Annotated in this window: 19 protein-coding genes; 6 read left to right on the forward strand and 13 right to left on the reverse strand. The window is 50.1% G+C overall.

Translation table 11 applies throughout. The features are described 5' to 3' along the window. Position 1 precedes the first annotated feature (1 nt). Positions 2 to 397 carry a VOC family protein gene (locus tag QRD89_RS15505; protein WP_062514506.1) on the reverse strand — a complete coding sequence of 132 codons (396 nt, stop codon included), beginning with the start codon at positions 395 to 397 and terminating at the stop codon, positions 2 to 4. 119 nt (positions 398 to 516) lie between these two features. Here QRD89_RS15505 and QRD89_RS15510 point away from each other — a divergent pair, with 119 nt between their 5' ends. Both QRD89_RS15510 and QRD89_RS15515 read left to right on the forward strand, forming a co-directional pair. Further along, positions 517 to 678, forward strand: coding sequence for a hypothetical protein (locus QRD89_RS15510; protein WP_286095667.1), 162 nt, complete (start codon positions 517 to 519; stop codon positions 676 to 678). Between the two features lie 88 nt (positions 679 to 766). Continuing rightward, positions 767 to 1,555 (forward strand): CPBP family intramembrane glutamic endopeptidase, encoded by a 789-nt coding sequence (locus tag QRD89_RS15515; RefSeq protein ID WP_286095668.1) that lies wholly within the window; start codon positions 767 to 769, stop codon positions 1,553 to 1,555. A gap of 43 nt (positions 1,556 to 1,598) precedes the next feature. Here QRD89_RS15515 and QRD89_RS15520 read toward each other — a convergent pair whose 3' ends face one another. The 8 genes from QRD89_RS15520 to QRD89_RS15555 form a co-directional block, all read right to left on the reverse strand. Further along, a complete protein-coding gene (locus tag QRD89_RS15520) occupies positions 1,599 to 2,057 on the reverse strand; it encodes a DinB family protein (protein ID WP_286095669.1) in 459 nt (152 codons plus the stop codon). Positions 2,058 to 2,157: 100 nt separating this feature from the next. After that, entirely contained in the window at positions 2,158 to 3,123 is a 966-nt protein-coding gene (gene lipP1, locus QRD89_RS15525; RefSeq protein ID WP_026578070.1) for a LipP1 family hormone-sensitive lipase, read from the reverse strand. After that, on the reverse strand, positions 3,120 to 3,740 hold the full coding sequence (locus QRD89_RS15530) for a GNAT family N-acetyltransferase (protein ID WP_008633340.1): 621 nt from the start codon (positions 3,738 to 3,740) through the stop codon (positions 3,120 to 3,122). The genes lipP1 and QRD89_RS15530 overlap by 4 nt, the downstream gene beginning before the upstream one ends. Positions 3,741 to 3,856: 116 nt before the next feature. Beyond that, entirely contained in the window at positions 3,857 to 4,294 is a 438-nt protein-coding gene (locus tag QRD89_RS15535) for a hypothetical protein (RefSeq protein ID WP_286095670.1), read from the reverse strand. A 55-nt stretch (positions 4,295 to 4,349) separates the two neighbouring features. After that, positions 4,350 to 5,354: a Gfo/Idh/MocA family protein gene (locus QRD89_RS15540; protein ID WP_286095672.1), complete on the reverse strand. Its 1,005-nt coding sequence runs from the start codon at positions 5,352 to 5,354 to the stop codon at positions 4,350 to 4,352. Between the two features lie 138 nt (positions 5,355 to 5,492). After that, on the reverse strand, positions 5,493 to 6,098 hold the full coding sequence (locus QRD89_RS15545; protein WP_286096887.1) for an FMN-binding negative transcriptional regulator: 606 nt from the start codon (positions 6,096 to 6,098) through the stop codon (positions 5,493 to 5,495). Beyond that, positions 6,098 to 6,625 carry a GNAT family N-acetyltransferase gene (locus QRD89_RS15550; protein WP_286095674.1) on the reverse strand — a complete coding sequence of 176 codons (528 nt, stop codon included), beginning with the start codon at positions 6,623 to 6,625 and terminating at the stop codon, positions 6,098 to 6,100. The genes QRD89_RS15545 and QRD89_RS15550 overlap by 1 nt, the downstream gene beginning before the upstream one ends. Positions 6,626 to 6,639: 14 nt before the next feature. Beyond that, positions 6,640 to 7,092: a MarR family transcriptional regulator gene (locus tag QRD89_RS15555; RefSeq protein WP_286096888.1), complete on the reverse strand. Its 453-nt coding sequence runs from the start codon at positions 7,090 to 7,092 to the stop codon at positions 6,640 to 6,642. Between the two features lie 96 nt (positions 7,093 to 7,188). Here QRD89_RS15555 and QRD89_RS15560 point away from each other — a divergent pair, with 96 nt between their 5' ends. Continuing rightward, positions 7,189 to 7,791, forward strand: coding sequence for a YczE/YyaS/YitT family protein (locus tag QRD89_RS15560; RefSeq protein WP_286095675.1), 603 nt, complete (start codon positions 7,189 to 7,191; stop codon positions 7,789 to 7,791). A 312-nt stretch (positions 7,792 to 8,103) separates the two neighbouring features. On the opposite strand, the gene QRD89_RS15565 is transcribed toward QRD89_RS15560, so the two are convergent. Next, positions 8,104 to 8,991 carry an alpha/beta hydrolase family protein gene (locus tag QRD89_RS15565; protein WP_286095676.1) on the reverse strand — a complete coding sequence of 296 codons (888 nt, stop codon included), beginning with the start codon at positions 8,989 to 8,991 and terminating at the stop codon, positions 8,104 to 8,106. A 17-nt stretch (positions 8,992 to 9,008) separates the two neighbouring features. Further along, positions 9,009 to 9,428 carry an Lrp/AsnC family transcriptional regulator gene (locus QRD89_RS15570; protein WP_026578063.1) on the reverse strand — a complete coding sequence of 140 codons (420 nt, stop codon included), beginning with the start codon at positions 9,426 to 9,428 and terminating at the stop codon, positions 9,009 to 9,011. A 118-nt stretch (positions 9,429 to 9,546) separates the two neighbouring features. Between QRD89_RS15570 and QRD89_RS15575 the strand changes: the two genes are divergently transcribed. Then, a complete protein-coding gene (locus QRD89_RS15575) occupies positions 9,547 to 10,308 on the forward strand; it encodes an MBL fold metallo-hydrolase (RefSeq protein WP_286095677.1) in 762 nt (253 codons plus the stop codon). 46 nt (positions 10,309 to 10,354) lie between these two features. Here QRD89_RS15575 and QRD89_RS15580 read toward each other — a convergent pair whose 3' ends face one another. Together QRD89_RS15580 and QRD89_RS15585 are read right to left on the reverse strand one after the other, a co-directional pair. Further along, the gene (locus QRD89_RS15580) at positions 10,355 to 10,528 is read right to left on the reverse strand and encodes a spore germination protein (RefSeq protein WP_008633359.1); all 174 of its coding nucleotides are present in this window, start codon (positions 10,526 to 10,528) and stop codon (positions 10,355 to 10,357) included. A 133-nt stretch (positions 10,529 to 10,661) separates the two neighbouring features. Continuing rightward, positions 10,662 to 11,321, reverse strand: coding sequence for a haloacid dehalogenase type II (locus QRD89_RS15585; protein WP_026578061.1), 660 nt, complete (start codon positions 11,319 to 11,321; stop codon positions 10,662 to 10,664). Between the two features lie 218 nt (positions 11,322 to 11,539). Between QRD89_RS15585 and QRD89_RS15590 the strand changes: the two genes are divergently transcribed. Continuing rightward, the gene (locus QRD89_RS15590; RefSeq protein ID WP_008633362.1) at positions 11,540 to 12,076 is read left to right on the forward strand and encodes a helix-turn-helix domain-containing protein; all 537 of its coding nucleotides are present in this window, start codon (positions 11,540 to 11,542) and stop codon (positions 12,074 to 12,076) included. After that, complete coding sequence (locus QRD89_RS15595; RefSeq protein ID WP_286095678.1) at positions 12,073 to 12,792, forward strand: CPBP family intramembrane glutamic endopeptidase; 720 nt, start codon at positions 12,073 to 12,075, stop codon at positions 12,790 to 12,792. The genes QRD89_RS15590 and QRD89_RS15595 overlap by 4 nt, the downstream gene beginning before the upstream one ends. The last annotated feature ends 7 nt before the right edge of the window (positions 12,793 to 12,799 follow it).

Raw genomic sequence — 12,799 nt, forward strand, 5'->3', positions numbered from 1 at the left:
CTTAAGAAAGATTCAGCTGCCAGGAAACGCCGTGACGATCGTTGACCCAGCCGTATTTCCTGCTGAATCCATGGTTACCAAGCTCCATCAGCGCCTGGCCGCCCTCGACGAGCGCCCGGTACAGCCGGTCGATCTCCTCCTCTGAATCACATTCCACAAATATGGAAGATGACGGAGAGAAGTGAAAGGCATGTTCAATCGGACTGTCGAAGCAGCGGAATTGCTGCCCTTTCAGAGAAAAGACGCCGGCCTTGACGCTTCCTTCCGGGGCCCCTTCATCCGATCCGAAATGAACGATGCTTTCTATTTCGGCATCTTCGAACAACAACGCATAAAAGGACATCGCTTCTTCTGCATCTCCGTTCTGAAACATTAAAAACGGGGTGACTTTATTCACTATGAACCAACTCCCTTCCGACTCTACTCCTTAACATTCCACAAACCTGGAAGAATTCCTTCTCTTATAGATACATAGTCCATATATTGGTAAACTCAGAGAAGAAGGAGGTTAGTACTATGAATGTCCAGGAATGGATGCCGCTGATCATTTGGTTCATCTATCTGGTGATCTTCGCTGCTGTAGTAACCGGAATCATTGTCTTTATCAAGCTGTTGAAATCAAAGAGCTCTTCCGCACATCCGGTGGAGGAAGCCGGAACAAAAAGGGGAACCGATTAACCCCCGTCTGCCTCCTGCAAGCCTTATGGAGGAAGTAAGGAGAAGAGAATGGAATAAAGTTAGAATTACTAAATCACAGGAGATAATCATGCCAAAAACACTTCCAGAAAACGATGCACTACTCCCGGCAGCCATTGGTCTATTCTTCACGGCCATACTGCTGTTATCCTGCCGACTCTATCTCTACGGTGCAGGAATCCTTGCACTTTTGATTCTTCTTTATACTTTTTCACGCCGGCATCGTCCGGTACTGTCCCTGTTCATTGGATTCCTGACAGGAACGGCCCTTTACCAAGCATCTAGTGACTTTCTTTTTGCTTTCTGGGACGTTACTAAGGAGTGGAAGGTCATTGGAAACCGGAGCTTCCTCCTGTTCATATTGGCCGGTTCCCTCCTGGCCATCCGCTTCTCCGGACAGAAGGCTTCGTTCTTTGCAAAAGCTCCCGACTGGAGAAAGCGGATCGTCATGCCAAACCACACGGTTCCATTGCTGCTCTTTTTGACATTCGGCCTTATCGGATCGGTGTCTATATTCCTTCCCCTGCTGTTTACCGACGGAGCTTATCCCCGTTCCCTTTTGCTTTACGGGCTGGTATTTTCCCTGTTAAACGCATCTCTGGAGGAGTTTCTCTGGCGGGGCGTTCTGCTTGATTATCTTCAAAAGAATCTCTCGACGGTTCATGCCGTGATTATCACAAGTATCGGCTTCGGGCTGCTTCACGTCTCTATCGGCATCCCGCTCGTCTTCAGCCTGCTGTTTTCCTTCGGCGGCCTCTTTTATGCCTGGGTCGTTCTGAAAACGGACAGCATCTACCCCGCCGTCTTTTTTCACTTTCTCATTAATATGGGGATGGTCCTCAACGGATGGATCTTTTAATAGAAAAAAAGCCGGGAGCTCTAGGGGAGCTCCCGGCTTTTCCTTATTCTGCAGTCGTTGCTTTCAGTGCTTTGATCGTACCTGTATGTACCCCTTCATGGTACAACGTGAAGTTCAGGATCTCTCCGACCGTCGGAAGGCCCAGGAAGGCTTTTTCCGCTTCGTCTTCCAACTGTCCGGCTAAGGCTTGTTCCAGTTTCTTCGGCTGTTCCTCCAATGCCTGCTTCAATTCTGTAAGCGTCGGAACGTCGCCCTGCCAGTCTGCCGGTTTCGTTCCCGGTGCGAACAGCTCCAAATAACGGGAAGGTGTTTCCACCGGCTTGCCTCCGAATCGTTCTACGAGAGAATTTTGGACGACAAGGATGTGTCCGAGGTTCCAGCGGATCGTGTTGCTGAATCCTCCCGGCTGTTTGTCTGCCTGCTCTTCCGTAACGCCGTCCATTTCCTTCAGCGTCGCCTGCCTGACCATATTAATCTGTGTGAAAATCTGCTTTTCGTTCATATGAATCCACTCCCTTCTTTTCTCTTATTCTAGCTTGCCCGATTCCCTGCCTCAAACCATCCGTCTCGTGTTTCCCGTTTTTAAGAAAAAAGACCCGCTATCAAATACGGATCGGGTCCATGTGGAGGACGGTCTGAAGAACCTCTGTCATTTCCTCAAGCGCCTCTCTCGCTCGATCGACCCTGCCGATCATATTAATAAAGCTGTGCACGAGGTCATCATAATGAAGGTGACGCACCACACCTCCCGCTTCTTTCAGACGCTCCGCATAGGAAAAACCTTCATCCCGGAGCGGATCGTAAGCTGCCGTTACGAGTAAAAGCGGTGGAAGACCGGTCACATCCAACGCCCGAAGCGGGGAGACGAAGACCTCCCCGCCGTCTTCCTCCTCTTTCAAATAATGTCCGAAAAACCATTCCATTTTTTCCTTCGTCAAATTGTACGCATAACCGGCTTGGTAAGAAGAGGTGTCGAACCGATAGTCGAGGACGGGGGTGATCAGAAATTGGTAAGTGATTTCTATATCCGCTCTGTCTTTAAAGTAAAGGGAAACAGCGGCTGCGAGGTTTCCACCGGAGCTTTCACCTCCGACGGCAATTCTTTCCGGATCGACATGCCATCGCGATGCCTCCGCCGTCATCCATTCTACGCCGTCCACGGCATCATGGAAGGCCGCAGGATAGGGATGCTCTGGAGCGAGACGGTAACCGACCGAAACAACCACCACCTGAGCCCGGCTGGAAAGATAACGGCACACATTGTCCGCGCTGTCGATATCCCCGAACACCCAGCCTCCTCCATGGAAATATACAAGGGCGGGGTGGGGACCTTCGTTCTCGGGTGTATAAATCCGGACAGGGATCTCGTTCCCGGATCGGTTTACAAACGACGTTTCTTCCACCGATGCACCGACCACCGGAAGTGCGGTAAAAAACTCACGAGCAACTTGGTAGTACTCTCTGGACTCCCCCGGACTCAGGCGATCAAGGGACGGATGTTCCAGTTCTTTCATCCGTGCCCCGATGCTATTCAACAGGTCCAACACCTGCGGATCGACTGGTTTCATGATAGAATCCCCCCTGCCTTGGATGTCATCCTCTGCATCGGTTCCACGACGACTTGATGATCGGCCAACGACTTTTCAAACGCCGCTTTCTCCCCTTGAATCAGCGTCGCTTCCTTCCCTGGAAGGTCGATATGTCCAAGCACCTCGCCGCCGATCTGCTTCAGAATCGGCAGGATGATCCGGTTTCTTCGGTCCGGCTCCCCGATGATTCGATGCGCATCATACGTGTCGAAAAGAAAGTAAATCATCGCTCTGATCAGTCCGAGACCGTCTGCTTTGTTCAACAGCGGCCGGGGCCCGATCAGCAGATGCATTCCCAAGTCCTTTTCCTGATGATCATAATACTCACGGATCGGATCTTTCCTGATATCATAAGCAATGACATACGTGACCGGCTCCCCGTTGCAGGTGCCGATGTAGCAATCCTTATGTTCTGCTTTCAGGGAATTCTCTACCCATTCCGTCAATTTCTCTTTCGAAACGTCGAGCTTCCAGAACGGTGCAATATGCTTTTGATGCATCCATGTATGTAAAAGGTCTGCGTCCCCGATTTCAAGCGGTCGGAACGCAAAACGGCGGCTCTTATCTTCTTCTACTATCCTGAATTCTGTCTTCATACTTATCCCCCATCAATTGATAACAATTATCATTATCATTTACATCAAATTATAGAAGAGATGAGGAAAAAAGACAACGGGAAAAAAGCTCGACCCAGATGGATCGAGCTTCCCTTTCATCCCACTATGTCTTTAATCGTATTCCAATTCTGCACCAGTGCCAGGGCGGAGAAAAGGACATAAAAGCCGCTGAAGAACAGCACCTTCCTGAGCGGCTCTCCTTTCCGTACGTCAGCTCCGACGAAGAAAAAGGTCGTAAGAATAGTGGTAAAGAATATCCAGTACTGGCCCTGCTGCCGGTTCACCAGATCGAGGAGGTAATCCACTTTCCACTCCTGTTCGTCGTTCGGCGCAAAGGTAAGCTGCTCTTCCTCTACCCCGATCGAATTATTTTTCTGCAGAAGGACCTCTGCCTCGTTTTTCTCCACGACTTCATACCCTTGCGGGGCATAGTGGAAGGTATAGGCGAAGATATACGATATACCAAGAGCAACCAGCAGAAGTACAGCCCGCATCAGAATCCGCCTGACTTTCCCTGCTGTTTCTTCCTTCATCCTGCTCCCCCCTATTCAAACAGTCCAGTTAGTAGGATACGTAGATGCAGAGCCCTTATTGGTAATACGCATGAACCAAGTCATCCATGACGACGTTGGTACGAAGGGCCGTCTTTCCTGTACTCGGACAGCTCCCTTCCCCGAGCAGTTCCGCTGTGATCGAACGGATGTGGGGTTCCTGAATATGCTTCGGATGCTTGATGGAGAAGGACTCCTCTCCGGATTCGGTCAAAAGGACGACCGGTTCCTCATCGAACGTGGAGAAACGGATTTCTCCCTCTGTACCGACAATGCGGTTCTCATCTTTATTTGTATAAGAAGAGAAGTTCCATATTCCCGTACCGAACGCACCGGACGGGAAGGAGAAGGCTGCATTCACCGTGTCCTCCGCCGGATAGGAATCAGCGAGATTATCCGCCGCTCCTTTCACCTTTGTCAAAGGTCCAAGCAGATAGTCGAAGAGATCGAGCGTATGGGAGCCGACATCATAGAACAGGCCCGCCCCGCTTTCTTCCGGCAGAACACGCCAAGGCCATGCTCCGTTTTCGTCTTTCTTCATCAGGCGCTGCGTCTGCTGGATCGAAGCGAAGCGGACGTCTCCGATCGCCCCGGATTCGATCAACTCCTTCACTTTCAAGAACCGCGGCAGCGACCTCCGGTAGTAAGCGACAAAAAGCGGGACATCATGCTTCTCACAAGCGGCTACCATTTCTTCACATTCCTTGGTATCCATCGCCATCGGCTTCTCTACATACACAGGTTTACCCGCTTCTGCTGCCATGATGGTATAGGCTTTATGGGAGGAGGGCGGAGTCGCGATATAGATCGCATTCACTTCCGGGTCGTGAATCAAATCCTCTGCTTTGTCGTACCATTTCGGCACGCCGTGGCGCTCTGCATAGTCCTTCGCCTTCGCACCGTTTCGTCTCATCACCGCGACAAGAGAGCTGTTCTCCACCCGCTGAAACGCGGGACCGCTTTTCACTTCCGTCACATCGCCGCAACCGATGATCCCCCACCGGACTTCATCCTTTATGTACGCACGTTTTTTATCAGACATCTTTGTCACCCTCCTATACTGGAATCTACTCTCTACCAATTATTTCAAAGCCGGAAGATTTCTACAACTCTCTCCGCTTTTTTCACAAGATTTCAGGAATAATAGATACATATAGGAAAGAAGCGTGCCTGGCTTTCTTTAATCCAACCGCTTCTTCATCAAATCCGCAATGGCGAGCTCGTTTTCCCGGCCGGATTGTTCAAGCTTTCGTACGACCCGCTCCCGGCGATCTTTCGAATGATTCTGGCTCAGTTTGGCTTTTCCTTCGATTCTATCTATCAGGATTCGAAAAGGGACAATGCCTTTCCTCATACCTTTGACAAATGCCGGATCTAATTCATTTAAATCGTAGCCGCTACCCGGTGCTTCGTAGGTAGTGACTAAATCATGAAGCGAGGCGAGTATCTGCTTCTCATCTTCTACTATTTCAAGCCTTCCGTAGACGTGAACGGCAACGTAATTCCAGGTCGGAACCGCTCGATTCGTTTCGTACCAGTCGGAAGATATGTAACAGTGAGGCCCTTGGAATACAGCCATCACCTGCTTTCCCTCCGCCTCTTTCCACTGGTCGTTCGGGAGGGCGAAATGGCCGTACAGTGCTTCTTCTTCTCTATTAATCTGCAGTGGAAGATGAGTAGCACACACTTCCCTTTCCCCCATAGAAACGAGGAGGGCGAACCCGTTATTTTCGATGACCTCAAGAGCAGCGGACTGTTCCATCTGGAAATGCTTCGGTATGTATATCATGTCTCCTCCTTCAGCGTCTTTGCCATAAGATAATCCGTCTGCTCATCCTCTCCCATGTAAAAGGAATGCTCCCCGATTCTTCTAAAGCCCAGCCGCTTATAAAAGACGAGTGCCGGTTCGTTCTTTTCCCAGACTCCGAGCCACACCTCGGACTTGTCCCATCTGCCTGCAAGATCAAGCGCATAAGTAAGCAGGCGGCGGCCAAGCCCCTGTCTGTGAAACGCCTTCCTTATGTATATCCGCTCGATTTCAAGCGCATCCTCCCCCATCGGCTCACTCTGGGAATCTCCGATGTTCACTTTCAAGTAACCAGCGAGTACGCCATCCACGAACATACAATAAAAGAAGGAATCATCCTCTGCCAGTTCCGCTTCCATCCGCTCGATCGTGTACGCCTGAGCCAAATAATCGTTCATGTTCTTCTCCGTATTCTGTGCGGCGAAGGTGTCGTAGAATGTTTCCTTTCCGATAGAAAGCAGAGTGTGCGCCTGCTCTTGTCCGCAAGCTTTGATATGAATGTCCATCGCTTTCTCCCCCTTCAATAATTCCGTTTGTTCCCTTTCTTTACGAACTCCCAATCCTGTTCGATGTTCTGCCTCATCCGCTCGACCAAGTCAAAAGCAGCTGCCTTCTCCGCTTCGGTGAAGCCTCGGAAGGCAACGTGCTCCGAGTAGTCGTTTTCCCGTTTAATATGGGGATAGACAGCCTGCCCCTTCTTCGTCGGATACAGCCGTTTGATTTTTTTGTTTTCATCATCGGGCTTTTTCTCGATAAAGCCGTTCCCTTCGAGTTTCTTAATCGCACGCGCCGCAGTCGTGCGGTCGACTTTGATCATCTCCGCCACCTTTTCCTGGATGATCCCGGGGTGCTCCACGATGCGGACCAGATATAAATACTGCCCTTTCGTAAGGTCATACTCCTTGAATTCTATGTTGCTGATCGAGTCAAGTGCCCTTGCGATCATACCTATTTCTCTCAATATCGCTTTCATCATCTGCTCCTTTTCTTTCGTTGCAAATACAGCCTGTTTCAGATATGCTCAGTATAACGACTGAATGTTGCATTTGCAACAAAAAGGAGGATATACATGACCTACCTGCTGTATGTCACCGGGATCGTCATCCTGGCACTGGGTATTTCGCTTACCATCCTTTCCGGACTAGGCGCCTCCCCGTTCGACGCGCTGCTCGTCGGACTTTCCGAAAGCATCGGACTCACCGTCGGAAGCTGGGAAATCATCATCGCCTTCATTCTGATCGGATGCAACGCGCTCCTCGTCAAGCAGCGGCCGGAGCTCTTCGGGCTTCTTACCGCAATGATTACCGGCATAAGCATCGATACTTGGCTGTTTCTACTGGATGACTTCCTGATGCCCGTTGCCTGGTACAGCCAGGCTACCTGCTTCCTGTTCGGCTTAACGGGGATCGGCTTAGGTACAGCTCTTTACCTGCAGTCGAATTTTGCAGCGATACCGATTGACCGGCTCACGTTAATTTTGAAGGAATGGCTGCGTTCCAGCATTACACTTGCCCGGTCGTTCCTCTATCTCTTGTTCCTGATTCTCGCCTATCTTTTCAATGGGCCGATCGGAATCGGCACGCTGTTGACGGTCATTCTGGGAGGCGTCGTGCTTCACTACTTCATGAACCGGGTAGAGCGCATGACGCGTCGTCCAGCCGGCAGCTCCTGAGGAAAGAAGGCTTTAGACAGCTTCCCAAGGAGGAAGCAATCCCCCTCAGACGTCCGGTTTTGAAGTTAGATATAGGAACGGAATGGTTGAGAAAAACTGGGTGAATGGCAGTTGGACATATAGCGGCTATTCAAATAAAGGGAAACAATAGCTGAGCGGAAAACTTTTTATGTTAAAGAAACTAACGATCAGCTATATAGCTATTTTCCTTCTAATGATGGCCGGATGCTCCGTAGATGAAAGCGAAAAGAACAATCAGGGAGCCTATTATAAACTTCAGCACGAAAAAAGGATGACCGGATACGCTCCCGATCATCCTTTTTTCCGTAGAAATTCCAGCACCTCTTCCTGAAGCCGCATCTGGAACTGCCTGCGGTCAAATCCTTCCGGGTCTTGGGAAGGCGGGAAATCGGGGTGCTTGATGACATCCGGAAACGGGCTCAAAAAAGAAAAATGCCCGGCTTGTTCGATGACTTGATGCTCGACCCGTTCTGGGTGCGGCACTCCCTGAAGCAGGATATCGGCATGGAACGAAGGCGTGATATCATCCTTTTCGCCTGTCATCACGAGAATCGGAACGTCCACACGATCAAGAGCACCGGCGGACCGGAACCAGCCTAAGGCAGGTGCGAGGAGAATCATTCTCCTGATCCTCCGCTCGACCTCCACTGCGATCGTTTCCGGATTCCCGTCGTCCGTCTCCCATGGAAGCGTGGCCGGGACGCCTCCCGCTGCGGCGACGGCGGTGTATCCACCCATCGAATGTCCAATGATGGATATGTCTCCGGCATCCACATACTCCCGGAGCTGATCGTCCGTAAGCAGCCGATCGATCGTCTGTGTGATATGCATAGGCCGGCTTATCAGATTTTCCTGTGTGTTCTCCAGCCGATTGTCGTCTTTATTATTAAAGGGGTGCACCGGCATCGCCACGAAAAAGCCGTGACGTGCGAGATAACGGCCAAGCGTCCGATATACGAGCGGCGTGCCTCCTGTCCCGTGAGAGAGGACGACTAGAGGAGAACTTCCCTTACGCGGATCGGCCCCTTTTGCAATAGACATCTGGTATGGGCCGAGGTGCTCTTCTTTTTCCTCTGTTTCTGTAGGATAGAAAAGGTAAAGGGGGTAAGAAACGCCCAGGTGGTCCTCCTCCACCTCTATCTTCTGAAAGCCCGCATTTGCTTGTGTCTTTTGTTCCAATTCCCATACCTCCATGTTTATACAGGCTGCTTGTTAATGACGATTGAAAGCTTATAGTTCGCCTGTTTATTTAAATCCACGAGAAACGCATCCAGTTCTTCATAGGACGGAAAGCGACATTCGAGAATGTAGCATCCGTCTCCGCTGATTTTATAATGATTCGAAACATACTCCTTGTTTGCGTCAACGAACTCTAAATACGGCCGGTGATGAATGCTTTCGGTGATGATTGTAAGGAAGGCATGAATCGTCCAGCCCACCTTCTGCTGGTTGAGGGTAATCGTATAGCCTTCGATGATGCCCTGATCCTCCAGCTTGGCGACCCGAGAAGCGGCGGCCTGACCGGTCAAATGGACCTTATCTCCAAGCTCCTTCATCTTGATTCTGCTGTTCTTCGTCAATTCTTTGATGATCTGCCAGTCTGTTTGGTCGAGCATCCAGCTTCCATCCTTTCATAAATCAAGTGAAAACAGAGAAAGACTTGATTCTGTCTATGTATCCCTTTTTTTCTTAAGTATAGAATAGACCTGAGCCTAAAATAAAGGAGATGTTCTCATGAATATACAACTGATCCGCAACGCCACCCTTCTTGTCACCTATGCAGGGAAGAAGTTCCTCATCGATCCGATGCTCGCAGAAAAAGGAGCTTATCCCCCGTTTCCAGATTCGCCGAGACAAGAGGAACAGAATCCATTGGTGGACCTGCCGTTACCCGTGGAGACGATCCTTCAAGATGTCGACGCAGTCCTCCTCACCCATCTGCACCTAGACCATTTCGATGACGCAGCGAAGGACGCTTTGCCGAAAGACATGAAACTGTTTGTCCAGAACGATGCGGATGCAGAAACTGTGAAAGAATCCGGGTTCCGTCATGTAGAAGTTCTGACAGCCCATACCGAATGGCAGGGAATCGAACTCGCCAAAACAAAAGGAGAACACGGGAGAGGAGACATCCTGACGCTCACCGGCGAAGTCTGCGGTGTCGTTTTCCGCCACCCGTCAGAAGAAACCCTGTATGTCGCAGGAGACACGGTCTGGTATGAAGGTGTGCAGGAGGAAATCGGCCGGCACGCACCGGGCATCATCGTCGTCAACGGCGGCGACAACCAGTTCAACCAAGGCGGCTCTCTCGTCATGTCAAAAGAAGATATTCTTGAGGTCCACCGCGCTGCACCACATACCACGATCCTGTCTGTTCATATGGAAGCGGTCAACCATTGGATGTTGTCGAGGGAGGAGCTGGAGCGTTTCGCAGAGGAACGCGGATTTCATTCCCACCTTCTTATACCAAAAGACGGAGAAAAGTACGACTTTTAAAAAAAGGGAAGCCGTGGCAGGCTTCCCTTTTTTCATATAGAAGAAATTACGTAATATTCGGGTCCGTCACAGCCTGGCCAATATTGGCAGGTGCGACCGGCGCTTCGTCACTTTCACTGTCTGATACCGAGATCGGAGAGATATACAAAGAATCTCCGAAATTAACCACTCCGCCACACAAACTTCCAATTTCGATGTTGCCATAAATGATGCACGGCATATTGTTTCCCACCTTTACCTCATGCTTCTATCATCTTATGGAGCTTATCCCATGTTTGTATAGTCGAGCCGCCCTTGTAGAAGCTACTTCAGGCTTTTCCTTTTTTGTAGAAACAAAAGGCTTCGGTCCACCGTTATTCCGTCCATTCCTTAATCCCGGATAAATCGCTGTAAATGGAATCCGGCTGGATGTCGAGTTCTTCTTCCGGAAGCTCGTTCCGGTTGATCCAGGCCGTCCGGAAACCGAAGCTCTTCGCTCCGAGGATGTCCCATGGGTTCGAGGACATGAACAACACTTCCTCCCTCGACACGCCGAGTCTTTCCAGCGCATGGTTGTAGGCAGCCGGAGTCGGCTTGTATTGCTTGATCTCATCGGCACTTATGACCGAATCGATATACGGCTGAATCCGGGACTGATCGACGAGTGGAGCGATCATATTCTCGGAACCATTCGAGAAGACGACGAGCTGTTTGTCGGATAGATCCTTCAAGACTTCTTCCACTTCCTCGAACAATGCAAGCTCAAGATAAGCTTCCATCAGACGGCTCTCATCCTCTTTAGACAGCGTGACGCCGTTCTCCTTACAGGCATACCTCAACGAATCGCGCGTAATTTCATCAAACGGCTTATAGCGTTCGAACAACTGACGCAGGAAAAAATACTCCAGCTGCTTGCTCCGCCACGTTTGACTGATCGCATCCCCTTTATCCGGAAACAGGTCGTTGCACGCTTTCCGAACGGAATAGACATCGAATAACGTTCCATATGCATCAAATACAAGTGCTTTAATCATGTTTACATACCTCCGACTCTTCTAATTAAATCCTACTGTATCTCTCCCTTCTGTTCATTGCCACATTTAAGACAAGGCAAACATAGAACATTTCGTAAGCGGCTGCTGAAAAGAGTAAATCCGAAGCGATCTGCAGAATATATCTATTGACTCCACGCCGGATCTATCGTATATTTTCATTGTTATCAAAAATGATAATAATGGAGGAGGAACATTCCATGAGTAAATCAAAAGCCGATGCCATTCTGCACCCGGTGCGGATGAAGATCATCCAATACTTGTCGAGAGGTCCCGCCACAGGCTATGCCATTGTCCAGGCTCTGCCGGAGATTCCGCAGGCAACGCTGTACCGGCACCTTCATGTATTAGATAAAGAAAACGTGGTCCACGTCATCGAAGAGAAGAAAATCCGCGGTGCCGTTGAAAAGACCTATTCCTTAAAAAAGGACGGAGCCCGGATCCATGCCGGCGACTTCGCACAGATGAGCGAAGAGGAACAGATACAATTGTTCACCACTCTCTACTTTCAGCTGCTGGATCAAACCGAAGCCTATATCAAGAGCAACCCCACGATAGAAAAAGACCCGTTCGGCTTCAATCGGCTGGACGTGCAATTGACCGACGAAGAATTCTCCGACATGCGAAGCGAACTGGCACAGATTTACGAGAAGTACCATCAAAAGAGCAAGGAGAACAACGGGAGAAAAATCCAGCTCTATCAAATCTTTCTCCCGGAACAGGAGGATACGGAATGAAAAGAATCTGGATAATCAGCTTTCTTTTGAGCATCCTTGGTGCAGCAGGGGGGTACTTCATCGCGATAGAAACCTTCACCACCTCCGCGCTTCCTATTCCAGACCGGGACGTGTTCACGGTTGTATTGACCGTACAGGCTGCCGTCCTGACACTTTTATTCAGCTGGATCGGCCTGATTTTACAGAAGCGTACCGATTTAACGTTAATCAAGAAGGAGAAAAAACAGAAGGGACTTCTTCTTTCGCTGTGGTTCGGTGTGTTGACCGGCTTCCTCATTCAAGCAGGGGATGCATGGGTTTTCCCGCAGATCATTCCTGGGCTTGCCGACCACTCCCCGACCCCTTCTTTTGCCGGGCTTGCCGGCGGCGTGTTGTATGGAGGGATCGTGGAAGAAGTGATGCTCCGACTTTTCGGTATGACACTGTTTATCTATCTGGTCGGGAAGATCCGCAGGCAGCGTTCCGTCCCCGACAGCTATTACTGGGCAGCGATCATCCTGACCAGCATCCTCTTCGCTGTCGCGCACCTGCCGGCCAACGCGGCCTTATTCGGGGAACTCAGCCTTCCAGTCGTTTTTCGAGCGCTTCTCCTGAACAGCATTGGCGGTCTGTTTTTCGGATATCTTTACTGGAAGTACGGCTTTTGGTTCAGTGTATGGTCACATATGACGGCCCATATCAGCATGCAGCTTATCTTTATACCTATATTCTTCTAATTGGAGG

The sequence above is a fragment of the Halobacillus sp. ACCC02827 genome (assembly GCF_030291935.1).
Taxonomy (GTDB): Bacteria; Bacillota; Bacilli; order Bacillales; family Halobacillaceae; genus Halobacillus.